This window comes from Cellulomonas phragmiteti, assembly GCF_016862775.1.
GTDB lineage: Bacteria > Actinomycetota > Actinomycetes > Actinomycetales > Cellulomonadaceae > Cellulomonas > Cellulomonas phragmiteti.
Genome location: NZ_BONP01000008.1, coordinates 149612 through 173309 on the forward strand (window position 1 = coordinate 149612; position 23698 = coordinate 173309).

At 72.6% G+C, this 23698-nt stretch carries 21 protein-coding genes; 10 read left to right on the plus strand and 11 right to left on the minus strand.

What is annotated here, in order from left to right:
* Positions 1-102 precede the first annotated feature (102 nt).
* Genes ctaC through Cph01nite_RS09010 form a run of 3 tightly spaced genes read left to right on the plus strand, consistent with a single transcriptional unit; the run spans position 103 to position 3190 of the window.
* Positions 103-972 carry an aa3-type cytochrome oxidase subunit II gene (gene ctaC / locus Cph01nite_RS09000; RefSeq protein WP_203673361.1) on the plus strand — a complete coding sequence of 290 codons (870 nt, stop codon included), beginning with the start codon at positions 103-105 and terminating at the stop codon, positions 970-972.
* Positions 972-2795 carry an aa3-type cytochrome oxidase subunit I gene (ctaD, locus tag Cph01nite_RS09005; protein ID WP_203673363.1) on the plus strand — a complete coding sequence of 608 codons (1824 nt, stop codon included), beginning with the start codon at positions 972-974 and terminating at the stop codon, positions 2793-2795. The genes ctaC and ctaD overlap by 1 nt, the downstream gene beginning before the upstream one ends.
* Positions 2792-3190 carry a cytochrome c oxidase subunit 4 gene (locus tag Cph01nite_RS09010; RefSeq protein ID WP_203673365.1) on the plus strand — a complete coding sequence of 133 codons (399 nt, stop codon included), beginning with the start codon at positions 2792-2794 and terminating at the stop codon, positions 3188-3190. Before ctaD ends, Cph01nite_RS09010 begins: the two co-directional genes overlap by 4 nt.
* A 215-nt stretch (positions 3191-3405) precedes the next feature.
* Here Cph01nite_RS09010 and Cph01nite_RS09015 read toward each other — a convergent pair whose 3' ends face one another.
* The 5 genes from Cph01nite_RS09015 to ctaE all read right to left on the minus strand — a co-directional run bounded on the left by Cph01nite_RS09015 (position 3406) and on the right by ctaE (position 8459).
* Positions 3406-4032 (minus strand): superoxide dismutase, encoded by a 627-nt coding sequence (locus Cph01nite_RS09015; RefSeq protein WP_203673368.1) that lies wholly within the window; start codon positions 4030-4032, stop codon positions 3406-3408.
* Positions 4033-4157: 125 nt separating this feature from the next.
* On the minus strand, positions 4158-5909 hold the full coding sequence (qcrB, locus tag Cph01nite_RS09020; RefSeq protein WP_203673370.1) for a cytochrome bc1 complex cytochrome b subunit: 1752 nt from the start codon (positions 5907-5909) through the stop codon (positions 4158-4160).
* Positions 5906-6964 carry a cytochrome bc1 complex Rieske iron-sulfur subunit gene (qcrA, locus tag Cph01nite_RS09025; protein ID WP_203673377.1) on the minus strand — a complete coding sequence of 353 codons (1059 nt, stop codon included), beginning with the start codon at positions 6962-6964 and terminating at the stop codon, positions 5906-5908. The genes qcrB and qcrA overlap by 4 nt, the downstream gene beginning before the upstream one ends.
* Entirely contained in the window at positions 6961-7746 is a 786-nt protein-coding gene (gene qcrC / locus Cph01nite_RS09030; RefSeq protein WP_203673378.1) for a cytochrome bc1 complex diheme cytochrome c subunit, read from the minus strand. The genes qcrA and qcrC overlap by 4 nt, the downstream gene beginning before the upstream one ends.
* Before the next feature lie 74 nt (positions 7747-7820).
* Positions 7821-8459: an aa3-type cytochrome oxidase subunit III gene (gene ctaE, locus Cph01nite_RS09035; protein ID WP_203673379.1), complete on the minus strand. Its 639-nt coding sequence runs from the start codon at positions 8457-8459 to the stop codon at positions 7821-7823.
* Positions 8460-8651: 192 nt separating this feature from the next.
* On the opposite strand from ctaE, the gene Cph01nite_RS09040 reads away from it, so the two are divergent.
* A complete protein-coding gene (locus Cph01nite_RS09040) occupies positions 8652-9068 on the plus strand; it encodes a response regulator transcription factor (RefSeq protein WP_203673380.1) in 417 nt (138 codons plus the stop codon).
* On the plus strand, positions 9065-10114 hold the full coding sequence (gene trpD, locus Cph01nite_RS09045; RefSeq protein WP_203673381.1) for an anthranilate phosphoribosyltransferase: 1050 nt from the start codon (positions 9065-9067) through the stop codon (positions 10112-10114). Before Cph01nite_RS09040 ends, trpD begins: the two co-directional genes overlap by 4 nt.
* 11 nt (positions 10115-10125) lie before the next feature.
* Here the strand turns inward: trpD and Cph01nite_RS09050 are convergent, their stop codons facing one another.
* A complete protein-coding gene (locus tag Cph01nite_RS09050; protein ID WP_203673382.1) occupies positions 10126-10407 on the minus strand; it encodes an Lrp/AsnC family transcriptional regulator in 282 nt (93 codons plus the stop codon).
* Between the two features lie 8 nt (positions 10408-10415).
* Entirely contained in the window at positions 10416-12233 is a 1818-nt protein-coding gene (locus Cph01nite_RS09055; protein ID WP_203673383.1) for a DEDD exonuclease domain-containing protein, read from the minus strand.
* Positions 12234-12304: 71 nt separating this feature from the next.
* Between Cph01nite_RS09055 and Cph01nite_RS09060 the strand changes: the two genes are divergently transcribed.
* Positions 12305-13585 carry an NYN domain-containing protein gene (locus tag Cph01nite_RS09060; protein ID WP_203673385.1) on the plus strand — a complete coding sequence of 427 codons (1281 nt, stop codon included), beginning with the start codon at positions 12305-12307 and terminating at the stop codon, positions 13583-13585.
* 67 nt (positions 13586-13652) lie between these two features.
* On the opposite strand, the gene Cph01nite_RS09065 is transcribed toward Cph01nite_RS09060, so the two are convergent.
* On the minus strand, positions 13653-15455 hold the full coding sequence (locus Cph01nite_RS09065) for an AMP-dependent synthetase/ligase (protein WP_203673387.1): 1803 nt from the start codon (positions 15453-15455) through the stop codon (positions 13653-13655).
* A 232-nt stretch (positions 15456-15687) separates the two neighbouring features.
* Here Cph01nite_RS09065 and Cph01nite_RS09070 point away from each other — a divergent pair, with 232 nt between their 5' ends.
* The gene (locus Cph01nite_RS09070) at positions 15688-16635 is read left to right on the plus strand and encodes an ROK family glucokinase (RefSeq protein WP_203673395.1); all 948 of its coding nucleotides are present in this window, start codon (positions 15688-15690) and stop codon (positions 16633-16635) included.
* A 34-nt stretch (positions 16636-16669) separates the two neighbouring features.
* Here the strand turns inward: Cph01nite_RS09070 and Cph01nite_RS09075 are convergent, their stop codons facing one another.
* Positions 16670-17266 carry a hypothetical protein gene (locus Cph01nite_RS09075; protein ID WP_203673397.1) on the minus strand — a complete coding sequence of 199 codons (597 nt, stop codon included), beginning with the start codon at positions 17264-17266 and terminating at the stop codon, positions 16670-16672.
* Between the two features lie 117 nt (positions 17267-17383).
* Between Cph01nite_RS09075 and Cph01nite_RS09080 the strand changes: the two genes are divergently transcribed.
* From Cph01nite_RS09080 to Cph01nite_RS09090, 3 genes are all read left to right on the plus strand, one after another.
* Complete coding sequence (locus Cph01nite_RS09080; protein ID WP_239069152.1) at positions 17384-18181, plus strand: lysophospholipid acyltransferase family protein; 798 nt, start codon at positions 17384-17386, stop codon at positions 18179-18181.
* A 187-nt stretch (positions 18182-18368) separates the two neighbouring features.
* Positions 18369-19589, plus strand: coding sequence for a pyrophosphate--fructose-6-phosphate 1-phosphotransferase (locus Cph01nite_RS09085; RefSeq protein ID WP_203673398.1), 1221 nt, complete (start codon positions 18369-18371; stop codon positions 19587-19589).
* The gene (locus Cph01nite_RS09090) at positions 19586-20938 is read left to right on the plus strand and encodes a class II 3-deoxy-7-phosphoheptulonate synthase (RefSeq protein ID WP_203673401.1); all 1353 of its coding nucleotides are present in this window, start codon (positions 19586-19588) and stop codon (positions 20936-20938) included. The genes Cph01nite_RS09085 and Cph01nite_RS09090 overlap by 4 nt, the downstream gene beginning before the upstream one ends.
* A 114-nt stretch (positions 20939-21052) precedes the next feature.
* Here Cph01nite_RS09090 and pknB read toward each other — a convergent pair whose 3' ends face one another.
* Together pknB and Cph01nite_RS09100 are read right to left on the minus strand one after the other, a co-directional pair.
* On the minus strand, positions 21053-23044 hold the full coding sequence (gene pknB, locus Cph01nite_RS09095; protein ID WP_203673403.1) for a Stk1 family PASTA domain-containing Ser/Thr kinase: 1992 nt from the start codon (positions 23042-23044) through the stop codon (positions 21053-21055).
* Positions 23045-23093: 49 nt separating this feature from the next.
* On the minus strand, positions 23094-23698 hold a 605-nt coding region (locus Cph01nite_RS09100; protein ID WP_203673405.1), incomplete at its 5' end, for a lytic transglycosylase domain-containing protein.

Here is a 23698-nt window from a genome sequence, read left to right on the forward strand (position 1 = left end):
CGCCACGGCAGGCTAGGCTGGCCGGGTCGAGGACGAAGGTCCCGCACGGCTGTGCGCCCGCGATCGGGCCGTCGTCGGTGGGACGCGAGTGGAAGGTTGCCCGTGCACCCGGTTCCCCCCCGCCGCACCCGGCGCGCCGTCGTCGCCGTGCTGGCCACGACGCTCGTGCTGGTGCTCAGCGGCTGCTCCGAGACCGTCCAGCGTGGCTGGCTCCCCGGCTACTCCGACCACGAGGTCACCGACCAGACGGGGCGCATCGTCTCGCTGTGGGTCGGCTCGTGGATCGCGGCGCTGGCGGTCGGCGCCATCACGTGGGGGCTGATCCTGTGGTGCGTCGCGGTCTACCGCAAGCGCAAGGACGACCACACGCTGCCCGTCCAGCTGAGGTACCACGTCCCGCTGGAGATCATGTACGTCCTGCTCCCGATCGTGATGGTGGGCGTGCTCTTCTACCACACCAACGAGGACACCCTGGCGCTGCAGGACACCTCGGCCGAGCCGGACGTGAACATCCAGGTCATCGGCAAGCAGTGGAGCTGGGACTTCAACTACCTCGACGACGACGTCTACGAGACCGGCCAGCACGCGCAGGACATCGGTGGTGACGAGGCCGCCCTCGGCGAGCAGGTCACGCTGTACCTGCCGGTCGACCAGCGCGTGGAGTTCACGCTCGACGCACGTGACGTCATCCACTCGTTCTGGATCCCGGAGTTCCTCTACAAGCTCGACATGATCCCGGGGCACACCAACACCTTCCAGGTGACGCCGACCCGCGAGGGCGTGTACCGCGGCAAGTGCGCCGAGCTCTGCGGGGAGGAGCACTCCTCCATGCTGTTCAACGTCGCGGTCGTCTCCCAGGAGGAGTACGACGCGCACATGGAGGAGCTGCGTGAGCGCGGCCAGACGGGTGCGCTCGGCCTCGAGTACAGCCGGCAGCAGGACCTGAACGACGTGGCGGAGGAAGAGAACTGATGGCGGCGCACACCGAGGTGATCCCCGGTCTGTCGCCCCGGCGCCAGACGCTGGGGCGGACGGTCGTGAAGTGGATCACCTCCACCGACCACAAGACGATCGGGTACCTGTACCTGATCACGTCGTTCGCCTGGTTCGCGATCGGCGGCATCCTCGCGCTGCTCATCCGCGCCGAGCTGTTCGCCCCGGGGATGGACCTGTTCCAGTCGAAGGAGCAGTACAACCAGGCGTTCACGATGCACGGCACGATCATGCTGCTGCTGTTCGCGACCCCGTTGTTCGCGGGCTTCGCCAACATCCTCATGCCGCTGCAGATCGGTGCGCCGGACGTCGCCTTCCCGCGGCTGAACATGTTCGCGTACTGGCTCTACCTGTTCGGCGGCCTCATCGCCGCGGCCGGCTTCCTCACGCCGCAGGGTGCCGCGTCGTTCGGGTGGTTCGCCTACGCGCCGCTGTCCAACCAGCTGTACTCGCCAGGCCTCGGGGGAGACCTCTGGGTCTTCGGCCTCGCGCTGACCGGGTTCGGCACGATCCTCGGCGCCGTCAACTTCATCACCACGATCGTCACGATGCGTGCTCCCGGCATGACGATGTTCCGCATGCCGATCTTCACCTGGAACACCCTGGTGACGTCGCTGCTGGTGCTCATGGCGTTCCCGCCGCTGGCCGCCGCGCTGTTCGCCCTCGGCGCCGACCGGCGCCTGGGGGCCCAGGTGTTCAACCCGGACAACGGCGGGGCGCTGCTGTGGCAGCACCTGTTCTGGTTCTTCGGCCACCCCGAGGTCTACATCATCGCGCTGCCGTTCTTCGGCATCGTGACGGAGATCCTCCCGGTCTTCAGCCGCAAGCCGATCTTCGGCTACAAGGGCCTCGTCTACGCGACGATCGCGATCGCGGCCCTGTCCGTGACGGTGTGGGCGCACCACATGTACGCGACGGGTGCGGTGCTGCTGCCGTTCTTCGCGTTCATGACGATGCTCATCGCCGTGCCGACCGGCGTGAAGTTCTTCAACTGGATCGGCACCATGTGGCGCGGCAAGCTCACGTTCGAGACGCCGATGCTGTGGACCATCGGCTTCCTCGTGACCTTCCTCTTCGGAGGCCTCACGGGTGTGATCCTGTCGAGCCCCGCGCTGGACTTCCACCTGTCCGACACCTACTTCGTGGTCGCGCACTTCCACTACGTGGTCTTCGGCACGGTCGTCTTCGCCATGTTCGCGGGCTTCTACTTCTGGTGGCCCAAGTTCACCGGCCGCATGCTCGACGAGCGGCTCGGCAAGATCCACTTCTGGGTGCTCTTCGTCGGCTTCCACATGACGTTCCTCATCCAGCACTGGCTCGGGGTCATCGGCATGCCGCGCCGCTACGCCGACTACTCGCCGGCCGACGGGTTCACGTGGATGAACCAGGTCTCCACGGTCGGGTCCGCGATCCTCGCGGCGTCGACGCTGCCGTTCCTCTGGAACGTGTACGTGACGTGGCGCAACGCCCCCAAGGTGACGGTCGACGACCCCTGGGGCTTCGGTGGCTCGCTCGAGTGGGCCACGAGCTGCCCGCCGCCGCGGCACAACTTCACGTCGCTGCCGCGGATCCGCTCCGAGCGTCCCGCCTTCGACCTGCACCACCCGGAGGTCGCCGCCATGGACCACGTGGCACCGGCGGACCCCGGTCCGTTCGACTGGGCACCTGACCAGACGGGCGAGCGTGAGCTCGCCGAGGAGCGCATGGAGCGGGGGACCGGCGAGGAGCACCAGTCGTCGGCCACGGTCGTCGAGAACGACATCGAGGACGTGCGCGCGCGCCGCGAGGAGGACGAGCGATGAAGATCGAGGCACAGCTCTTCCTGTACGGGATCCTCTTCTTCATCCCGGTCGGGCTGATCTATGGGTTCTGGAGCGGTGGCGAGGCGGTCGGCACGGTCGGCATCCCGCTGGTCGGCGGGCTGGTCGGCATGATCGGCGGGTACTTCGCTCTGCTCGCGCGTCGCATCGACGCGCGTCCGGAGGACGACGAGCTCGGCGAGATCGAGCAGGGTGCGGGGAACCAGGGCACCTTCAGCCCGTGGAGCTGGTGGCCGCTCGTCGTGGCCCTCGCCGGGTCCATCGCCTTCCTCGCCATGGCCGCCGGCTGGTGGCTCATGGTCCCGGCTGCTGTGCTCGGCGTCGTCGGCCTCGTCGGGTGGATGTTCGAGTTCTCCCGCGGGCAGCACGCCCACTGATCCACCTGCCGCGCTCAGCGCGGACGACGAGGGCCCGGCACGGTGCGTGCCGGGCCCTCGGCGCGTGTCGTACCGGCGCCGACCGGGTCCGAGTGGTCGGTCGTCGGTGTCCTGCGACGACGACAGCCGCCCGACCCCGACGGGGCCGGACGGCTGCTGCCGTGCGCGGGGCGCCGGCCAGGACGGGCTCGTCCGACCAGTGCCGCTGCGAGGTGTCAGGCGGGGACGATGAGCCCCGAGGTCTGGGTGCGGGCGCGCGTGAAGCGCGCCGCGGCGTCGGCCCAGTTGACGATGTTCCACCACGCCTTGACGTAGTCCGCCTTGACGTTGACGTAGTCGAGGTAGAACGCGTGCTCCCACATGTCGAGGACGACGATGGGCACGAGGCCGAGCGGGTAGTTGCTCTGCTGGTCGTAGAGCTGGAAGATCGCGAGCTTCTGGCCGACGGAGTCCCACCCGAGGATGGACCAGCCGGAGCCCTGGATCCCGAGCGCGTTGGCGGCGAAGTGCTTCTGGAACGCCTCGAACGAGCCGAAGAACTCGTCGATCGCCGCGGCCAGCTCGCCGGTCGGCTTGTCGCCACCGTCGGGCGAGAGGTTCTCCCAGAACACCGAGTGGTTGACGTGCCCGCCGAGGTTGAACGCGAGGTTCTTCTCCTGCAGGTTCACCGTCGCGAAGTCGTCGGCCTCGCGCGCCGCGGCAAGCTTCTCGAGCGCCGTGTTCGCGCCCGCGACGTACGCGGCGTGGTGCTTGTCGTGGTGCAGCTCCATGATCCTGCCGGAGATGTGCGGCTCGAGCGCCGCGTAGTCGTACGGCAGATCCGGGAGCGTGTAGTCAGCCATCTCGTACCTCTCCTGCGTCGGTTGGCGGGCGCACGGGGCACCCGCCCGGAAACGCCGTCGCGGTGCCCGGCACGTCCGGCCGGACACCGCGAGCGGTCGTCTGTCAGGTCAACTCTGGCCCAGGATCACGTGTTCCGCGTGTCGGGATCCGTCTCGTCCTGCGAGCGGAGTCGCCGGCCGCCGCCCGTGGGCGCGCCCTCGGCCAGCAGCTGGGCGGGAGCCTTCTCCTGGTCGGAGCCCAGGGCGTCGTGCTCGCCGTGCGAGTGGGACGCCGCGAGCTCGGTCGGCGTGACGGGCTCGACGCGGTCCTCGTAGAACACCTGGGAGATCCGCTGGCGCATCCGGTCCAGGCGGTAGCCCTGGCGCCGGACACCGCGCGAGTCCTCCGCGGGTGCGATCTCGATCGGACGGATCGCGTCGTGCTGCACCCGCAGCCAGCGCTCGTGCGCGTCCAGCGGCTTGTGGACCTCGATGTACTCGCCCGAGGCGAAGCGGACGATCTGGCCGGTCTCGTGACCGTGCAGGACCAGCTCGCGGTCCTTGCGCTGCAGGCCGAGGCAGATCCGCTTGGTGACCACGAACGCGGCCCACGGGCCCACGAAGAACAGGATCCGGAACACCCAGGTGATGTCGTTCAGCGACATCTGGAAGTGCGTCGCGATCAGGTCGTTCGCGCCGGCCAGCACGAGGATGAAGAACGCGACGAGGACCGACACGCCGAACGCGGTGCGGAACGGGCGGTTGCGCGGGCGGTCGAGCAGGTGGTGCTCCCGCTTGTCGCCGGTCGCGAACGCCTCGAGGAAGGGGTACAGCGCGAGCAGGCTGAACAGGATGCCCGGCACGATCATCGCCGGGATCAGGACGTTGAGCGACAGCGTCCAGCCGTCGGGACCGAACAGCACGTACTCGGTCTGGCCGGGCATGAGGCGCAGCGATCCCTCGAGGAACAGCATGTACCAGTCGGGTTGGGCGCCGGCGGACACGGGGGAGGGGTCGTACGGCCCGTAGTTCCAGACCGGGTTGATCGACATCGTCGCGCCCATCAGCGCGATGATGCCGAACACGACGAAGAAGTAGCCGCCCGCCTTCGCGACGTAGATCGGGAACAGCGGGTACCCCACCACGTTGGCGTTGGTCCGGCCCGAGCCCGGGTACTGCGTGTGCTTGTGCAGCACGACGAAGAACAGGTGCAGCGCGATGAGCGCGAGGATCAGGCCCGGCACGACGAGGATGTGCAGCGTGAACAGGCGTGGGATCACGTCGTGGCCGGGGAACTCGCCACCGAAGATGAAGTACGAGAGGTAGCTGCCGAGGATCGGCACGGCACGCACGACGCCGTCGGTGATCCGCAGACCGTTGCCGGACAGCACGTCGTCCGGCAGCGAGTAGCCGGTGAAGCCGGCGGCGAGGCCCAGGATCATCAGCACGAAGCCGACGACCCAGTTGAGCTCGCGCGGCTTGCGGAACGCGCCGGTGAAGAACACGCGCATCATGTGGGTGACGATCGCGGCCATGAAGATCAGGGCGGCCCAGTGGTGGATCTGCCGCATGAGTAGACCACCGGTCACCTCGAACGACAGGCGCAGCGTCGAGGCGTACGCCTCGGACATCTCGACGCCGTTCATGGTCGCCCAGGGGCCCTCGTAGTGGACCTCGGCCATGCTCGGGACGAAGAACATGGTGAGGAACACGCCGGAGATCAGCAGCGTGACGAAGCTGTACAGCGCGATCTCGCCCAGCAGGAACGACCAGTGGTCGGGGAAGATCTTGCGCGCGAACTCCTTGACCGCGGTCCCGATGCCGGTGCGCTGGTCGAGGTAGTCGGCGGTGGCGGCGGCGGCCTTGCCGCCGCCCGTCGGTGCGGTGGTCGTCGTCATCGCAGACGCTCCCAGAAGCTCGGACCGATGGGCTCGGCGAAGTCGCTCTGCGCGACCAGGTAGCCCTCGTCGTCGACGGTGATCGGCAGCTGGGGCAGCGGCCGCTTGGCGGGACCGAACACGACCTTGGCGCCGTCGGCGACGTCGAACGTGCTCTGGTGGCACGGGCACAGCAGGTGGTGCGTCTGCTGCTCGTACAGCGCCACCGGGCATCCCACGTGGGTGCAGATCTTCGAGAAGGCGACGATGCCGTCGTACGACCAGCCCTCGCCCTGCTCGGACTTGATGTCCCGGGGGTCCATCCGGACCAGCAGGACGACGGCCTTGGCCTTCTCGTCCAGCGGAGCCTCGGCCTCGTCCAGGCCCTCGGGGATCACGTGCACGACCGAGCCGACGGTGACGTCCGACGCCTTGATCGGGCGCCCGGTCGGGTCGATCGTGAGCTTCTTGTTCTTCGCCCACAGTGTGCGCTTGAACTTCGAGACGTTCCAGTCCTCGCCGACCTCGCCGATGAGCGGGAGCGCGAGGGTGAGCGGGAAGAGGGCGAGCGAGGAGACCAGGGCGCCCTTGAGCACGCCGCGCCGCCCGATCGCCGAGTCGTCGGCGCCGTCCTTCAGCACCTGCAGGGCCTCGGCCCGCCCCGCGTCGCTGGTGCGCTGCGCGTGCCGGTCCTCGGCCTTCTCGTGGTCGTTCATCAGCGACTTCGCCCAGTGGACGGCGGCGAGGCCGATGCCCAGCAGGGAGAACGCCAGGCCCAGGCCGAGCGCGAGGTTCGACGTGCGCATCGAGGCCAGCGTCTCGCCCGGCGGCAGCGCGAAGTACGCGACGACGAAGCCGATCGTGCCCAGGATCGAGATCGCGAACAGCACGACGACCTGGCGCTCCGCCCGCTTGTTCGCGGCCGGGTCGACGTCCGAGCGACGGGGCCGGTGAGGACCGAAACCGGGGTTGCGGAACTTGCCGACGCTGTTCTCGCCCTCGCGCAGGGCGACGTCCGAGCCCGCGGTGTCGCCGTGCTCGTGGTCGTCGTGACCGTTGACGGGGGTGATGCTCACGAGGACCTCGCTCCGATCCAGACTGCTGCGCCGATGAGGAGCCCCATGCCGACGACCCAGGCCCACAGGCCCTCGCTCACGGGCCCGAGGCTGCCGAGGTCGAGGCCGCCGGGAGCGCCCTCACCCTGCAGGTCGAGGAACGCGATGATGTCGCGCTTCTCGTCCGGCGTGAGCGTCGCCTCGTTGAAGACCGGCATGGACTGCGGCCCGGTGACCATCGCCTCGTAGACGTGCGTGGGGGTCACCTCCCACAGGTTCGGTGCCCACTTGCCCTGGGACAGCGCGCCGCCGGCGCCGATGGCGTTGTGGCACATCGCGCAGTTGGTGCGGAACAGGGCCATGCCGTTCGCGGGGTCGCCGAGCGCCGGGTCGACCTGCTCGGCGGTCGGCACCGCGGGACCGGGGCCGAGGGCGGCCACGAACGCGGCGAGCGCGGCGATCTGCTCCTCGTCGAACTGGGCGGGCTTGGCGGGTGCCTGCGGCCCGTTCATCTGCATCGGCATGCGCCCGGTGCCGACCTGGAAGTCGACCGACGCGGCGCCGACGCCGACGAGCGAGGGGACGTCGTCCCGCCCGGTGGCGTCCGGCCCGTGGCACGTCGCGCAGTTGGCCTGGAACAGCTTCTCACCGGTCTCGACCTGGTCCGCCGTGGCCGCCGCGGGTGCGGCGTCGGCGGACGTCGGGGACAGCACGGCGTACAGCGCGCCGGTGAGCAGCAGCGCCAGCAGGAGCAGCACGACCGGCGCACGCCGGTCGTGCCTGCGGGCTGCGAGTGCCTTCACGGATCGGTCCTCGTCTCGCGTGTCGGGGGTGTGCGGGTGGGGTGCGCCGGCCCGTCGCGACGGGCCGGACGACGTCATCGGACCAGGTAGATGACCGCGAACAGCGCGATCCAGACGACGTCCACGAAGTGCCAGTAGTAGGAGGTGACGATCGCGGTCGTCTCCTCGTGGTGGGTGAACCGCTTGGCCGCGAAGGAGCGGCCCAGCAGGAAGAGGAACGCGATGAGGCCGCCGACGACGTGCAGCCCGTGGAAGCCGGTCGTGAGGTAGAAGACCGACCCGTACGGCGACGAGGAGATCGTCAGCCCGTGCTCGACCAGCTCGGCGTACTCGAAGATCTGCCCACCGATGAAGACCGCGCCCATGACGTAGGTCAGCGTGATCCACTCGTTCATGCCCCAGCGCCAGAACTGCAGCAGCGAGCCGCTGCGCACCGGCTGGAGCCGCTCGGCGGCCCACACACCCATCTGGCACGTCACCGACGACAGCACCAGGATGGTCGTGTTCGCGAAGGCGAACTGCAGGTTGAGCTTGTCGGCCTGGAGCGCGAACTCCTCGGGGACCGCCGCCCGCACCGTGAAGTACATGGCGAACAGCCCGGCGAAGAACATGAGCTCGCTGGCGAGCCACACGATCGTCCCGACCGACACAGGGTTCGGTCGGTTCACGGTCACGTGGGAGACAGGGCGCGAGGCAGCCGTTGCGGTCGACACCCCGCCATTATGGCTGACGAGCGCCGGGCATGGGTCGTTCGGCCCACGTCGGCCCCCGGGGATATGTCACATCGTCACTTTCTCGTGACCTGCCGTGGCCGCGGCGCGACGTCGCGACGGGGTGCGGCGCCCCCGGCGGCGGGGCGACGTGCCAAGATGCCCCTTGCACGTCGACGACGATGGAGAGGCACCATGAGCACCGCGAACCCGGCGGCCCGCGCGCCGCGCATCCTGCTGTACAGCGACGACGTCGACGCACGCGAGCAGGTGCGCCTCGCGGTCGGGCGGCGTCTCGGACGCGGCGAGCCCGACATCGAGTGGACCGAGGTGGCCACCGCGGACGCCGCCATCGCCGTGGCGGACGCCGGGGGCGCGGACGTCCTGGTGCTCGACGGCGAGGCCGACAAGGTCGGCGGCCTGGGGCTGTGCCGCCAGCTCAAGGACGAGGTGTACGACTGCCCGCCCGTGCTCGTGCTCACCGGGCGCCCGCAGGACGCCTGGCTCGCCTCGTGGTCCAACGCCGACGCCGTGGTCAGCCGGCCCCTGGACCCGGTCGTGCTGCACGCCGCCGTGTCCGGCCTGGTCCACGCCGCGGCGGCCCGCGGATGACGGGCGCCGTCACCTGGCCCGACCTGCTCACCTCGCTGGTCCGGGGCCAGGACCTCGACAGCGCGCACGCGGCCTGGGCGATGGACCGGATCATGAGCGGCGAGGCGTCCCCGTCGCAGGTCGCCGGGTTCCTCGTGGCGCTGCGCGCCAAGGGGGAGACCGTGGCCGAGCTCGCCGGGCTCGCCGACCAGATGCTCGAGCACGCCCACCGGTTCGACGTCGCCGGACGCACGGTCGACATCGTCGGCACCGGCGGCGACCGGCTGCACACGGTGAACATCTCCACGATGGCGGCCCTGGTCGTCGCCGGCGCCGGGCTGACGGTCGTCAAGCACGGCAACCGCGCGGCCTCGTCGTCGACGGGCTCGGCCGACGTGCTCGAGGCGCTCGGCATCAGGCTCGACCTGCCGCTCGACCGGGTCGCGGCCCTCGCGACCGAGGTGGGTATCACGTTCTGCTTCGCCGGGGCCTTCCACCCGTCCATGCGGCACGCCGGGGCGACCCGACGCGACCTGGGCATCGCGACGGCCTTCAACTTCCTGGGCCCGCTGACCAACCCGGCCCAGCCGCAGTCGAGTGCCATCGGCGTCGCCGACGCGCGCATGGCCGGCCTGATCGCGGGCGTGCTGGCGTCGCGGGGTCGCTCGGCGCTCGTCTTCCGCGGTGAGGACGACGGTCTCGACGAGATCGCGACGACGGGTCCCACCAGGTTCTGGGAGGTGCGGGACGGCGCCGTGCGCGAGGAGGTCGTCGACTGGCAGGCCGCGGGGGTCGGCCGGGTGACGATCGACCAGCTCCGCGGTGGGGCGGCCGAGGAGAACGCCGCCGTCGTGCGTTCGCTCGTCGCCGGCGAGCGCGGTCCGGTGCGCGACACCGTCGTGCTCAACGCGGCAGCCGCGCTCGTGGCCGACGGCACGCTGCCGGGCACCGACGAGGGCACGCTCGTGGAGCGCCTCGTGGCGGGCGCCGGCCACGCGGAACGGGCGATCGACGACGGCGCGACCGCGGCCGTGCTCGACCGCTGGCGGGCGGCCGCGGCCGCCTGACGGCGGTGCGCTCAGTCCTCGAGACCGAGCGAGAACGCCTCCTCGAGGTCGTGGCGGGAGTACGCACGGAACGCGATGTACGTCTGCGTGCGCAGCACTCCCTCGACCTTGCTGACCTTGTCCGCGATGACGTCCGCGAGCCGCTCGTGCTCGCGGACGCGGACCAGGGCGATGAGGTCGACCTCCCCGGTGACCGAGTAGACCTCGCTGACGCCCTCGATGTCCGCGGTCGCGGCAGCGACCTCGGGGATGCGGGCGGCGTCGCAGTCGATCAGCACGATGGCAGTGAGCATGGCAGCCATCATGCCGTGCGCTGCGCCGCCGCGGAGGCCGAGGCGGGCACGTCGTCGACGAGCGGTGCACGGGGCGCGACCAGGTCGAGCGTGACCGCGGCGGCGGCGTCCCGCACGGCCTGGGCCGAGCGCACCGGGGACGACCACTCGCCGTCGACCTCGACGAGCCGGACCCCGGGCTGCTCCAGCCACGCCAGCACCAGGTCGGTCTCCTCGGGGTGGGCAGCGGTCGCGGGTGCCACGGGCGCAGCGACGTGCTCTCCGCCGGCGCGCAGGCTCGCGACGACGGGCCGCGGGTCGGTACGACGGTCCACCACCGCGGTGCCCGCGAGCCGTCCGTACCGGACCAGCACGATCTCCCAGCCGCCCTCGTCGGTCCGCCGCGCCGCGACGAGCTCGCGGCACCGGGCGGCGCGCTCGTGACGCTGGGCGCGTCCCGCACCGCGGACGAACGCGGTGAGCCGGTCGCGCACCGTGCCCGCCTCCTCGAACCGCTCCTGCGTCGCGAGCGTGCGGATCCGGGCGGCGTGCGCCTGGGCCACCGCGCGCGGGTCACCCGTCATCGCGTCCCGCACGGCACCGGCGACCGCGCCGTAGGCGGCGACGTCCTGGCCCCCGACGCAGGGTGCACCGCAGCGCCCGACCTCCGCGAGCACGCACGCGTGCGCACCCGGCGCAGGGCGGGCCGGCAGCCGCCCGGTGCACTGCCGGACGGCGAACGAGGCGTGCAGCGCGTCGACCGCCTGCTGCGCGAGGGCGTGCGACGCGAACGGGCCGATGTGCGCGGTGCCCGCCCGCACGTCGCGGACGACCGACAGGCGCGGGAAGGGCTCGTCGGTCAGGCGGACCCAGGGCATGCGCTCCGGGGCGCGCGACCGGCGGTTGTAGCGCGGTGCGTGCTCGGCGATGAGGCGGAGCTCGCGGACCCGGGCCTCGAGCGGTGACGCGCACGGCACCGGGTCGACCCGCACGGCGAGGCGCACCATCTCCGTCATGCGGCCCCGCTTCTCGGCGGAGGTGAAGTAGCTGCGGACGCGGCGGCGCAGCGACGTCGTCGACACACCGACGTAGAGCACCTCCTCGCGCGGACCACGGAACAGGTACACCCCCGGCGCGTCGGGCAGGTCGTCGGCCAGGCTGCGGCGGCGCCGCACGTCGGCGGGCACGGGGTCCGTGGCCGTCGCGAGGTCCTCGAGGTGCGTCACCCCGAGCGGGGCGAGCCGGCCGAGCAGCGCGTGCAGCACGTCCACCGTCGCCCGCGCGTCGGCCAGGGCGCGGTGGTTGGGCGTCTCCTGCGCGCCGAACAGGGCGGCGAGGGTCGACAGCTTGTGGTTGGGGGCCTCGTCGCGCAGCACCACGCGTCTCGCGAGCCGCACCGTGTCCACCACCTGGAACCCCGGCCAGGCGCGGTCGCAGCGACCGGCGGCGGCGCGCAGGAAGCCCACGTCGAAAGGTGCGTTGTGCGCGACGAGCACGGCGTCGCGCGCGAACTCGAGGAAGCTCGGCAGGACCTGGGCGATGGTGGGGGCGCCGACGAGCATCGAGGTCGTGATCCCGGTGAGGACCTGGATGAACGGGGGGACCGGGCCTCCGGGGTCGACCAGGGTCTGGAACTCCCCGAGGACCTCCCCACCGCGTACCTTGACGGCGCCGATCTCGGTGATCGCGTCCGCCGTCGCGCTCCCGCCGGTCGTCTCGAGGTCGACGACCACGAAGGTCACGTCCCGCAGCGGGGTCCCGAGCTCGTCGAGCGCCACCTGCACGGGCGTCGACCCCGCGACCGGCAGGGCCCCGTCGGGCGGACGCAGTCGACGCGGGCTGGACATGACCCGGACCGTACCGGGGACGTCCGACAGGGCGGCGCGGCCGCGCCGCGGGCGCGTCCTAGGCTGGCGCCATGGCGGGTCAGCAGCAGGAGGCGCAGGACGCCACGGACGCCGACGTCCCGTCGCAGGTGCGCGCGGCGATCGTGCGGCTCGCGGCCGACGTGCTGGCCGACACCGAGCCCGCCCAGACCCCGGCGGCGCTGCTCGCCGTCCGGCGGTTCGCGCCCCGCCGGCGGGCCGTCGCCGGCGCGCAACCGCTGTGGGCGGCGCTGCAGGAGGACGAGGCGTTCCGCGCCCGGGTCACCCGGGTCTGGCTGCAGGCGCACGACCCGACCGACGGCTCCTCGGCGGACGCCGCCCCGTCGGCGGGCACGGCGGGCGTCGACGCCGCCGTCGGTGCCTGGCTCCAGGGGCTGCCGTGGCAGCACCTGGTGCCGCAGGACGTCCCCCCGGCCGACGACGTCGGGGCGCGTCGTCTCGCGGCCCTCGAGCGGGAGCTCGAACGGCTGCGTGCCGCGGTCGGCGTCGCCCGGGAGGCCGAGCGCGCAGCCCGCGACGAGCTCGCGGCCCTCCAGCGCGAGCTGCGGCGGCTGCGCTCGGACGCCGACCGCGCACGCAGCGACGCACGGGTGCTCGCCGACGCCGCGGCGCAGGACGCCCGCCGCGCGGCCGCCGACCTGGCCGCCGCGGCGGACGAGCGCGCACGGGCCGCGGCGGACCTCCGTGCCGCGGCCGCGGAGCGGGCGTCGACGCGGGACGAGGCGCGCGCCGGCCACCGGCTCGCGGAGTCACGCCTCCGGCTGCTCCTCGACACGGTCGTGGACGCCGCCGCGGGCCTGCGGGCCGAGCTCGCGCTGCCCCCGGTCCGCGAGCTGCCGGCCGACCTGGTCGCCCCCGTCGGGGCGGCACCCCACGAGCGGCCGACGTCGCGGGGACGCTCGGTCGACGACCCGGCCCTCCTCGACGACCTGCTGCGGCTGCCGCGGGCCCACCTGCTGGTGGACGGCTACAACGTGTCGAAGACGGGCTGGCCGCACACGACGCTGGCCGACCAGCGGCGGCTGCTCGTCGACGGCATGGGCGCGCTGGTGGCCCAGACCGGTGCCGAGGTCACCTGCTGCTTCGACGGGCAGGCGGGCGGGCGGGCCGTGACGGCGCAGCGGGGGGTGCGCGTGCTGTTCACCGCGGGGGAGACGGCGGACGACCTGCTGCGCCAGCTCGTCGGTGCCGAGCCGCCCGGGCGCGTCCTGGTCGTGGTGACGTCCGACCAGGAGGTGGTCCGGGACGTGGAGGCCGCGGGGGCCTGGGCGGTGCCGTCGGCGACGCTCGTGGCGCGCCTGCGCCGGCGCTGACGACGGGCCGTGACGCGACCGCGCCCCCGACCGTGGGCCGGGGGCGCGGGACGTGCCGGTGCTGCGGTCAGCGCTCACCCTCGGCGTACAGCGCGTCGACGTCCGCGGCGAAGTCCTGCAGGACGGCCGAGCGGCGCACGCTGAGCTTGGGCGTGAGGTACCCGTCGGCGATCGTCAGGTCGCGGTCCAGGATGCGGTAGCGCCGGATCGACTCGGCGCGCGACACGGCCTTGTTGGTGCGCTCGACGGCCTTGTCGAGCGACGCCAGCACGTCGGGGTCCTTCGCGGCCTCCTCGATCGACATCGCCGGCTTGCCGTGCGCCGAGAGCCACCCGGGCACGCCCTCCGGGTCCAGCGTGATCAGCGCGCCGATGAACGGCCGCTGGTCACCGACGACGACCACCTGGCTCACCAGGGGGTGACCGCGCAGCCGGTCCTCGAGCACGCTGGGCGCCACGTTCTTGCCGCCGGCGGTGACGATGATCTCCTTCTTGCGGCCGGTGATCCGCAGGAACCCGTCCTCGTCGATCGAGCCGAGGTCACCGGTCCGGAGCCAGCCGTCGTCCAGGGCCTCGGCGGTGGCCTCGGCGTTGCCGTGGTACCCGCGGAACACCTGGATGCCCTTGATCTCGATCTCGCCGTCCGCGGCCAGGCGCAGCGACGTGCCCGGCAGGGCCGGGCCGACCGTCCCGATCTTGGTGCGCTCAGGCAGGTTCACCGTGGCGGGCGCCGTGGTCTCGGTCAGGCCGTAGCCCTCGAGCACCTTGAGGCCCACCCCGCGGTAGAAGTGGCCGAGGCGCTCGCCGAGCGGCGCGCCGCCGGAGATGGCCCACTCGACCTGGCCGCCGAGCACCTTGCGCAGCTTGGACAGCACGAGCACGTCGGCGACCTTGTGCTGCAGGCGCAGCCAGGGGCTCGGCCCGCGCGGGGTGTCCAGGGCCCGCGAGTAGACGATCGAGGTCTTGGCGGCGCGCTGGAAGATCGCGCCCTTGCCGCCCGCCGCGGCCTTCTGCTCGGCGGAGTTGTAGACCTTCTCGAAGACGCGGGGCACGGACAGGATGAAGGTCGGCCGGAAGGTGCCGATGCCCTCGACCAGCGTCTTGGGGTCCGGCCAGTGCCCGAGGGTCGCGCCCGCCGGGACGGTCAGCACGTGGACGAACCGCGCGAACACGTGCGCGAGCGGCATGAACAGCATCGTGCGCGAGCCCGGCTTGGCCACCACGACGTTGAGCTTCTCGACGGCGTTGACGGTCAGCGCGGCGAAGTTGCCGTGCGTCAGCTCGACGCCCTTGGGCCGGCCGGTCGTCCCCGACGTGTAGATGATCGTCGAGAGGTCGTCGCGCGCGGCGAGCCCCCGACGCCGTGCCACCTCCGCCTCGTCGACACCCGTCCCCGCGGCGACCAGCTCGTCCACGGCGCCGTCGTCGATGATCATCACCTCGCGCAGCGTCGGCGCCTGGTCGCGGACCTCGGCGACGACCGCCGCGTGCGCCGCCGTCTCGACGACCAGCAGGCTCACGTCGGCGTCGGTGAGGATCCACGCGACCTGCTCGGCCGACGACGTCTCGTACAGCGGCACCGGCACGGCACCGACGGCCCAGGTCGCCCAGTCCAGCAGCGACCACTCGTAGCGGGTGCGGGACATGATGCCGACCCGGTCGCCGGGCTGCACGCCCTTCGCGACGAGCCCGCGGGCGGCGGCCACGATCGCGGCGTCGTACTCACGTGCCGTCATCGGCAGCCACTGCCCGTCGACGTGGCGCTCGACGAGCACCCGGTCGGGGGTGCTGCGGACGCGGGACGCGAGCAGGTCGTTGAGGTTGTCCGACGGGTCGACCTCGATGAGGAGCGGGCTGTGGGACTCGTCCATGCTGACTCCAGTGGCAGGGGGGCGAACGTGCCACGAGGATACGGGACGTCGGTACCTGGTCAGCGGACGACCGCCGGGTGGAGTCGCAGGCCACGCCCACGTCGGCGGGGCCCACGACGTGCGGGGCCCCACCGGCGCCCGTGGTCGCGCTCCCGCACCCCGCGGACTGCCGCTAGCGTGGTGGCCGCCGCGCGACGGACGCGCGGCGGCGAGGGCAGGAGCGGACCAGGACATGCACGCCATCGGGGTCGACATCGGCGGGACGAAGATCGCGGCGGGCGTGGTCGACGAGGCGGGGACGATCCTCGCGAAGACACGGCGGGACACCGACCCCGACGACGCGGCGAGCATCGACGCCGCCATCGCGGACGTGTACCGGGAGCTGAGCGCCTCCTACGAGGTACGGCAGGTGGGCCTGGCCGCCGCCGGGTTCGTCGCCTCGGACCGCGCACGGGTGCTGTTCGCCCCGAACATCGCGTGGCGCGAGTACCCGCTGCGCGACAACGTCGCCGCCCTCATCGCCGACCCCGCCGTCCGGATCGTCGTCGAGAACGACGCCAACGCCGCGGGCTGGGCCGAGTTCCGGTACGGGGTCGGTCGGGACGTCGAGGACATGGTCATGCTGACGCTGGGCACCGGGCTCGGCGGAGCGATCGTCACCGGCGGGCGTCTCGCGCGCGGCGCCTGGGGCGCAGCCGCCGAGATCGGGCACATGCGCGTCGTCCCCGGCGGGCACTGGTGCGGGTGCGGCCACCAGGGCTGCTGGGAGCAGTACGTCTCCGGGTCGGCGCTCGTGCGCGACGCGCGCGCGGCCCTGGTCACCCGGCCCGAGCAGGCCGCCGGCCTGCTCGCCCTCGCGGGGGGCCGGGCGGAGGCGGTCACGGGACCGCTCGTCACGGGCGCCGCCCAGGCGGGCGACCCGCTCGCCGTGGAGCTGCTCGCCGAGGTGGGCCGCTGGGTGGGGGAGGGCGCCGCGAGCGTCGCGGCGCTGCTCGACCCCGAGCTGTTCGTCATCGGCGGCGGCGTCAGCGCCGCGGGCGACCTGGTGCTCGCGCCGGCCCGCAAGGCGTTCGGCGAGCAGCTCTCGGGCCGCGGGCACCGGCCCGAGGCGGCGATCGTCGTGGCCGACATGGGCAACGACGCCGGCATGGTCGGCGCCGCCGACCTCGCGCGGATCTGACCGGGCGCGCGCCCGGCGCCGTGAGGCGCGGTCGTCAGACGACCGCGCCGTCGTCGTCCGACGGGTCCCGGCGCTGCGGCATCCGCCACACGAGCACGCCCACGGCGACGACGAACACGACCAGCGCGGCCCGCACGAGCAGGGCCGGGGCGTCGCGCCAGACCGTGACGGCGACGAGCATGAACAGGGGCACGCCCGCGGCCGCGCCCCACGCCAGCGTCAGCAGGGGGTCGCCGCTCGTGACCGGCCCGGGGTCGGCGGGGACGAAGTGCTCGAGCTCGTCGACCGCGTCCTCCGCCGCGTCGTACTGGGTCGTCCCGTCCCAGTCGCGTCCGACGGGGCGCGCCGGGCCGCCCGTCGCGAGCCCGTCGTCCGGCGCACCGCCCGGGTCAGGTGCCCCGTCCTGGGCGCCGAACAGCGACCGGAGCACCGCGGGGTCGGTGCCGCCGTCGTCGTCGGAGAGCCGCGCGACGATCGACGCCCAGACCTCGTCGTCGTCCGTGCGCGGCGGTGTCGCCCCTGCGGGCGGCGGCGCCGGGCGGTCGTCGTCGGGAGGCTCGGGGCGGTCGGTCGGGTGCTGCGCACCGGTGATCTCGCCGCCCTCGGCGTCGTCGTCGGGACGTGCGTCCATGGGAGCACTCTAGAGTCGGACCCGACGTACCGACCCGTCGAGGTCGGTGGCAGGTCCGCGGGACCGACCGGCGCCGCGGCGCGACGCGGTGCGGTGGACGTCGAGCGAGGAGACACGTTGTTCTACTGGTTGATGAAGCGGGTCGTCGTCGGGCCCCTGCTGCGGCTGGTCTACCGGCCGTGGGTGCGCGGCGCCGCACACGTCCCTGCCGACGGCGGCGCGATCCTCGCGAGCAACCACCTGGCCGTCATCGACTCCTTCTTCCTGCCGCTCGTGCTGGACCGCGAGATCGTGTTCATCGGCAAGCAGGAGTACTTCACCGGCGCCGGTCTCAAGGGCCGCATGACCGCGGGCTTCATGCGGGGGGTCGGGACCATCCCCGTCGACCGCGGCGGCGGCAAGGCCGGCGAGGCGGCCCTGCGCACGGGGCTGCGCCGGCTGTCCGAGGGCGGGTTGTTCGGCATCTACCCCGAGGGCACCCGCAGTCCGGACGGACGGCTGTACCGCGGCAAGACCGGTGTCGCGCGCCTCGCGCTGGAGTCCGGAGCACCCGTCGTGCCCGTGGCGATGGTCGGGACGGACGTCGCGCAGCCCCTGGGTCGGCGCATCCCCAAGGTCATGCGCATCGGCGTGGTCATCGGGGAGCCCCTGGACTTCTCGCGCTACCGCGGCATGGAGAACGACAGGTTCATCCTGCGCTCGGTCACCGACGAGATCATGTACGCGATCATGAGCCTGTCGGGCCAGGAGTACGTCGACGTCTACGCCGCCACGCAGAAGGCGCGGATCGCGACCGGGCACCGCGCGGGTGCCGAGGACGCGGGCGCCATGCCGGCCGCTCCGGGCGGCCGTCCGGTGCCCGATGTCCAGGTTCCGGTCCCTCCGCAGGACGAGGCGCCACCGTCAGTAGGATGAGGCGGACCCGGACGTGTGCCGGGCCCGTGCGCGTGCCCGTCGGGTGCGTGCCCGCCGTCCCCGCGCGGCGGCCCGCCCCGGACCTCGGTCCCGGTCGTGCGCCGCTCGCGAGCCCCACGCTGGGCGCCGGCCGGGTGCGTCCCCGCACCCGCGCCCGTCAGTGCTCTGCCAACGAGAGGTGTGTCCCATGTCGGTCCGTCGCGTCGCCCTTCTGACCGCCGGCGGTTTCGCTCCCTGCCTGTCGTCCGCCGTCGGCGGGCTCATCGAGCGCTACACGGAGATCGCCCCCGAGGTCGAGATCATCGCCTACCAGCACGGCTACCACGGGCTGCTGCGCGGGGACAGCGTGACGATCACGCCCGAGGTCCGGGCCAAGGCCGGCGTGCTGCACCGGTTCGGCGGCTCGCCGATCGGCAACTCGCGCGTCAAGCTCACCAACGCCAAGGACTGCGTCAAGCGCGGCCTGGTCGCCGAGGGCCAGGACCCGCTGCACGTCGCGGCCGAGCGGCTCAAGGCCGACGGCGTCGACGTCCTGCACACGATCGGTGGTGACGACACCAACACCACGGCCGCCGACCTGGCCGCGTACCTGCACGAGAACGGCTACGAGCTGACGGTCGTCGGTCTGCCCAAGACGATCGACAACGACGTCGTGCCGATCCGCCAGTCGCTCGGGGCGTGGACCGCGGCCGAGGAGGCCGCCGGGTTCGCCGCGAACATCATCGGGGAGCACCGGTCCGGCCCGCGGATGCTCATCGTGCACGAGGTCATGGGGCGCCACTGCGGGTGGCTGACGGCTGCCGCCGCGGCGGAGTACCGCAGGTGGCTCGGCACGCAGGAGTGGGTGCCCGAGATCGGCCTGTCGCGCGAGCGCTGGGACATCCACGCGGTCTTCCTGCCCGAGCTCGCGCTCGACATCGACGCCGAGGCGGCGCGCCTCAAGGGCGTCATGGACGAGCAGGGCAACGTCAACATCTTCCTGTCCGAGGGTGCCGGCATGCACGAGATCGTCGAGCAGCTGGAGGCGTCGGGCGAGACGGTCCAGCGCGACCCGTTCGGCCACGTGAAGCTCGACACGATCAACCCGGGTCAGTGGTTCGCCAAGCAGTTCGCCGAGAAGCTCGGGGCCGAGAAGGTCATGGTCCAGAAGTCCGGCTACTACTCGCGGGCCGCCGCCGCCAACGCCGAGGACCTGCGGCTCATCAAGTCGATGACCGACCTGGCCGTCGAGTGCGCGCTGCGCGGCGAGTCCGGCGTGATCGGCCACGACGAGGAGCAGGGCGACCGGCTGCGGGCGATCGAGTTCCCGCGGATCGCGGGCGGCAAGGCGTTCGACGTGTCGCAGCCCTGGTTCGGTGAGCTCATGGCCGACATCGGCCAGTCCGTCGTCCCGGCGAGCCACTCATGAGCGTGGAGCCGGACCCGCGGGTCGTCGCGGGGCTCGACGTCTGGGAGTCGCTGCCGGTCGGGCAGCAGCCGCAGTGGCCGGACGCCTCCGAGGTGCGCCGCGTCCGCGACCGGCTGGCCGGTCTGCCCCCGCTCGTGTTCGCCGGTGAGGCCGACGCGCTGCGTGCGCAGCTCGCGGCCGCGTCCCGCGGCGACGCCTTCGTCCTGCAGGGCGGGGACTGCGCCGAGACGTTCGCCGAGGCGACGGCCGACAACATCCGCAACAAGATCAAGACGATCCTGCAGATGGCGGTCGTCCTCACGTACGGCGCGAGCCTGCCGGTCGTGAAGATGGGCCGCATGGCGGGGCAGTACGCCAAGCCGCGCTCGTCGGACGTCGAGACCCGCGACGGGGTCACGCTGCCCGCGTTCCGGGGCGACATCATCAACGGCTTCGAGTTCACGCCCGAGGCCCGCACCCCCGATCCGGACCGGCTGCTCGAGGCGTACCACACGTCCGCGTCGACGCTGAACCTCATCCGCGCGTTCACGACGGGCGGCTTCGCCTCGTTGCTGCGCGTGCACGAGTGGAACCGCGGGTTCACCGCGAACCCGGCGTACTCGCGCTACGAGCAGCTCGCCGCCGAGATCGACCGCGCGATCCGCTTCATGTCGGCGTGCGGGGCCGACGTCGACGCGCTGCGCGCGGTGGACTTCTACTCCGCGCACGAGGGGCTGCTGCTCGACTACGAGCGTCCCCTGACCAGGATCGACTCGCGCACGGGACTGCCGTACGACTGCTCCGCCCACTTCCTGTGGATCGGGGAGCGCACGCGCCAGCTCGACTCGGCGCACGTCGACTTCTTCTCGCGCGTGCAGAACCCGCTCGGCGTCAAGCTCGGACCGACCACGACGGGCGACGACGCGATCGCGCTGATGGACAGGTTGAACCCGACGGGCGAGGCGGGCCGTCTGACGTTCGTGACCCGCATGGGTGCCGGCAAGGTCCGCGACCTGCTGCCGGCGCTCGTTGAGAAGGTCACTGCCGACGGGCGCCCCGTCACGTGGGTGTGCGACCCGATGCACGGCAACGGCATCACGTCCGCCAGCGGCTACAAGACGCGCCGGTTCAGCGACGTCATGGACGAGGTCGCAGGCTTCTTCGAGGTGCACCGTGCCCTGGGGACGGTGCCCGGTGGACTGCACGTCGAGCTCACCGGCGATGACGTCACCGAGGTGCTCGGGGGGACCGAGGAGATCGACGACGAGGGCCTCGCGCGTCGCTACGAGACGCTCGTCGACCCGCGCCTGAACCACCAGCAGTCCCTCGAGATGGCCTTCCAGGTCGTGGAGCTGCTGCGGCGCGCTTGAGCCCGTAGGTGACGCGCACACGTCGCCCCGACGCCGACCACCACGGTCGGCGTCGGGGCGACGTGTGCGCGTCGGGACGGCGAGGGCCCCGTGCCGGTGTGCGACGCGAGCGGGTCAGACGACCTGCAGGACGACCTCGCTGCCCTTGCGGACCATCTCTCCCGCCGGGACGCTCTGCGTCCGGACCGTGCCGAAGATTCCTCCGAGGACGTTCTCGCGCTTGGCGGTCAGGCCGAGGCTCTCCAGCTCAGCCTTCGCCTTGTCGAACTGCTTGCCCGTGAGATCCGGCATCGCGACGGTCTCCGGCCCCTTCGAGACCGTCACCGCCACGACGTCGCCGCGGTGGGCGGTCGCGCGCGCGGCCGGGTTCTGGTCGATGATCCGACCGGCGGGCACGGTGTCGTGGAACGCCTCCGTCGCCTCGACCGTCAGCGCGTCCGCGCCCAGCTGCGCCTGCGCGTCCTCGACCGTGATGCCCACCACCGAGGTCACCGTGACGGGGGCCGGCCCGCGGGACAGCACGAGGGTGACGGTGGCGCCCCGCCGGATCGACGCTCCCGACTCGGCCGCGGTGCCGTCCGGCAGCGTGGCGCTGAGGACCTGGCCGGCGGGTGCCTCGTCGTCGTACTGCTCGTCGCCGTAGCCGGCCACGAGGTCGGCTGCCTCGAGCGCCGTCTTCGCGTCCGCCTGCATGGCACCCACGAGTCCGTCGGGGACGACGACCAGGTCGGGCCCCAGGGAGACGGTGTACGTGACGGTCCCGTCGGTGCGGACCGAGTCCCCGGGTGCGGGGTCGGTCGCGGTGACGGAGCCGGCGGGCACCTCGTCGTCGAACGCCTCCGCACGGGTGTGCTGCAGTCCGGCCGCGTCGAGCGCGGCGACGGCGTCCGCCTCGGTCGCCCCGACGACCGCCGGGACGCTCGTGTAGGCGCCGGGCCCGACCTCGAGGTACCACCACGTCCCGAGCCCGAGCAGGGCCAGGACGCCGAGGACCGCGGCGAGCGCGCGCCAGCGACGTCGACGGGACGGCGCAGGGTCGTCCCGGGGGGTGTCGACCACGCCGAGCCCGATCGGCAGCGCGACGGTGCCGCCCCGTGCGTGGTCCCCGACGGGGACGCGTGCGGTCATCGCCGGGTCGTCGACGGGCTCGTCGGCGTGCAGGTCGAGCGGGAGGTCGGTCTCGTCCGGGTCGGTCGCGGCGGGCAGCGCGACCGTCGGGCGGACGTCGGCACGGCGGTCGAGCGTGACGCCGTCGAGCGCGAGTCGCGTCCGACGGACGAGCAGCAGCGCCGCGCCCGCCTCGACGGGGCGGTCGTCGGGGTTGTGCGCGGCGAGGGCTCCCACGAGCTCGTCGACCTCCGACGGCAGCCAGTCGACGAGCGTCGAGGGCGCCGGGATCTCGGAGTTGACGTGCTGGAACGCCACCTGGATCGCGGTCTCGCCGGTGAACGGCTGCCGACCGGTGAGCATCTCGAACAGCATGACGCCGACGGCGTACACGTCGGTGCGCGCGTCGCTGGCGCCGTGCTGGACGAGCTCGGGGGCGAGGTACGCGACCGTCCCGAGCACCGTGCCCGTCGTCGTCGAGGTGACCTCGGTGACGGCGCGGGCGAGCCCGAAGTCCGCGACGCGTACGCGGTCGTCGGAGGCGATGAGGACGTTCTCGGGCTTGACGTCGCGGTGCACCAGGCCCGTGCGGTGGGCCGCGGCGAGCGCGTCGAGCACGCTCTCCGTGACGCGCAGCGCCTCGCCCACGCGCAGCGCACCCTGCTCGGCGATCTGCCGTCGCAGGTTCGTCCCGTCGACGTACTCCATCGTCAGGTAGCTCGTCTCGCCGTCGACCCCCTGGTCGAAGACCCCGACGAGCCCCGGGTGCGTCAGCCGCGCGGCGCTGCGGGCCTCGCGCCGGAAGCGCGCGACGAACGCGCCGCCGGACGCGCCCTCCGCGAGGTGGGGGTGCATGACCTTCAGCGCGACCTCGCGGTCGAGACGACGGTCGACGGCCAGGTACACCGTCGCCATGCCGCCGCGCGCGATGCGGGAGACGACCTCGTACCGGCCGTCGACCAGGCGGCCGACGAGCGGATCAGTGACGGTGGTTCCCACGCGCGGCAGTCTACGGTCGGCGGACGGCAGTTCCGGGGAGCCGGGCGCGTCAGCCGAAGCGTGTCATGAGGGTCTGGACGTTCGCGACGTACCGGCGGGTGTCGGCGTACATGCCGTTGCGCTTCACCGAACCGGCACCCTGGTAGTAGGACGCGATGGCCGTCGGCAGGTCGGGGGAGGTCCGCACGAGCGAACGCAGGATCGCGACGCCCGCGACGACGTTGTCGTCGGGGGACAGCAGGTTCAGCTGGCGGCCGACGAGCTGCGAGGCCCACTCGCCGGAGGACGGGATGACCTGCATCGTCCCGATCGCGTTGGCGGGGGACACCGCGGTCTGGTCGAACCCGGACTCCTGGTGGGCGATGGCCTGCGCCAGCGCCGGGTCGACGCCCATCGCGCGGGCCGTCGCGGCGACCTTGGCCTGCATGTCGGCGCGCGACGGGACGCCGGCCGCCAGGAGGGTGGCCTTGTTCTGGTTCGCGGCGGCGACCACCTGCGAGGAGTACGTGCGGCCCGCGAAGGTGTTGCCCACGAGCTGCGTGGTCGGCGCCACGGTGCCGGTCGTGGAGCCGGTGCCGGTCCCGGGGATGGTGAGCTGCTGGCCGGCGCGGATGGACGCGCGGGCGTCCAGCCCGTTGGCGGCGACGATCGCGG

What these genes read in the sequence shown, in the direction of transcription:
- Cph01nite_RS09090 (WP_203673401.1), top strand. Translation starts at nt 19,586, where the DNA reads ATGAGCGTGGAGCCGGACCCGCGGGTCGTCGCGGGGCTCGACGTCTGG.
- Cph01nite_RS09060 (WP_203673385.1), top strand. Translation starts at nt 12,305, where the DNA reads ATGGCGGGTCAGCAGCAGGAGGCGCAGGACGCCACGGACGCCGACGTC.
- Cph01nite_RS09010 (WP_203673365.1), top strand. Translation starts at nt 2,792, where the DNA reads ATGAAGATCGAGGCACAGCTCTTCCTGTACGGGATCCTCTTCTTCATC.
- Cph01nite_RS09055 (WP_203673383.1), bottom strand. Translation starts at nt 12,233, where the DNA reads ATGTCCAGCCCGCGTCGACTGCGTCCGCCCGACGGGGCCCTGCCGGTC.
- qcrB (WP_203673370.1), bottom strand. Translation starts at nt 5,909, where the DNA reads ATGACGACGACCACCGCACCGACGGGCGGCGGCAAGGCCGCCGCCGCC.
- Cph01nite_RS09065 (WP_203673387.1), bottom strand. Translation starts at nt 15,455, where the DNA reads ATGGACGAGTCCCACAGCCCGCTCCTCATCGAGGTCGACCCGTCGGAC.
- Cph01nite_RS09040 (WP_203673380.1), top strand. Translation starts at nt 8,652, where the DNA reads ATGAGCACCGCGAACCCGGCGGCCCGCGCGCCGCGCATCCTGCTGTAC.
- Cph01nite_RS09075 (WP_203673397.1), bottom strand. Translation starts at nt 17,266, where the DNA reads ATGGACGCACGTCCCGACGACGACGCCGAGGGCGGCGAGATCACCGGT.
- Cph01nite_RS09085 (WP_203673398.1), top strand. Translation starts at nt 18,369, where the DNA reads ATGTCGGTCCGTCGCGTCGCCCTTCTGACCGCCGGCGGTTTCGCTCCC.
- Cph01nite_RS09070 (WP_203673395.1), top strand. Translation starts at nt 15,688, where the DNA reads ATGCACGCCATCGGGGTCGACATCGGCGGGACGAAGATCGCGGCGGGC.
- Cph01nite_RS09050 (WP_203673382.1), bottom strand. Translation starts at nt 10,407, where the DNA reads ATGCTCACTGCCATCGTGCTGATCGACTGCGACGCCGCCCGCATCCCC.
- ctaD (WP_203673363.1), top strand. Translation starts at nt 972, where the DNA reads ATGGCGGCGCACACCGAGGTGATCCCCGGTCTGTCGCCCCGGCGCCAG.
- trpD (WP_203673381.1), top strand. Translation starts at nt 9,065, where the DNA reads ATGACGGGCGCCGTCACCTGGCCCGACCTGCTCACCTCGCTGGTCCGG.
- Cph01nite_RS09015 (WP_203673368.1), bottom strand. Translation starts at nt 4,032, where the DNA reads ATGGCTGACTACACGCTCCCGGATCTGCCGTACGACTACGCGGCGCTC.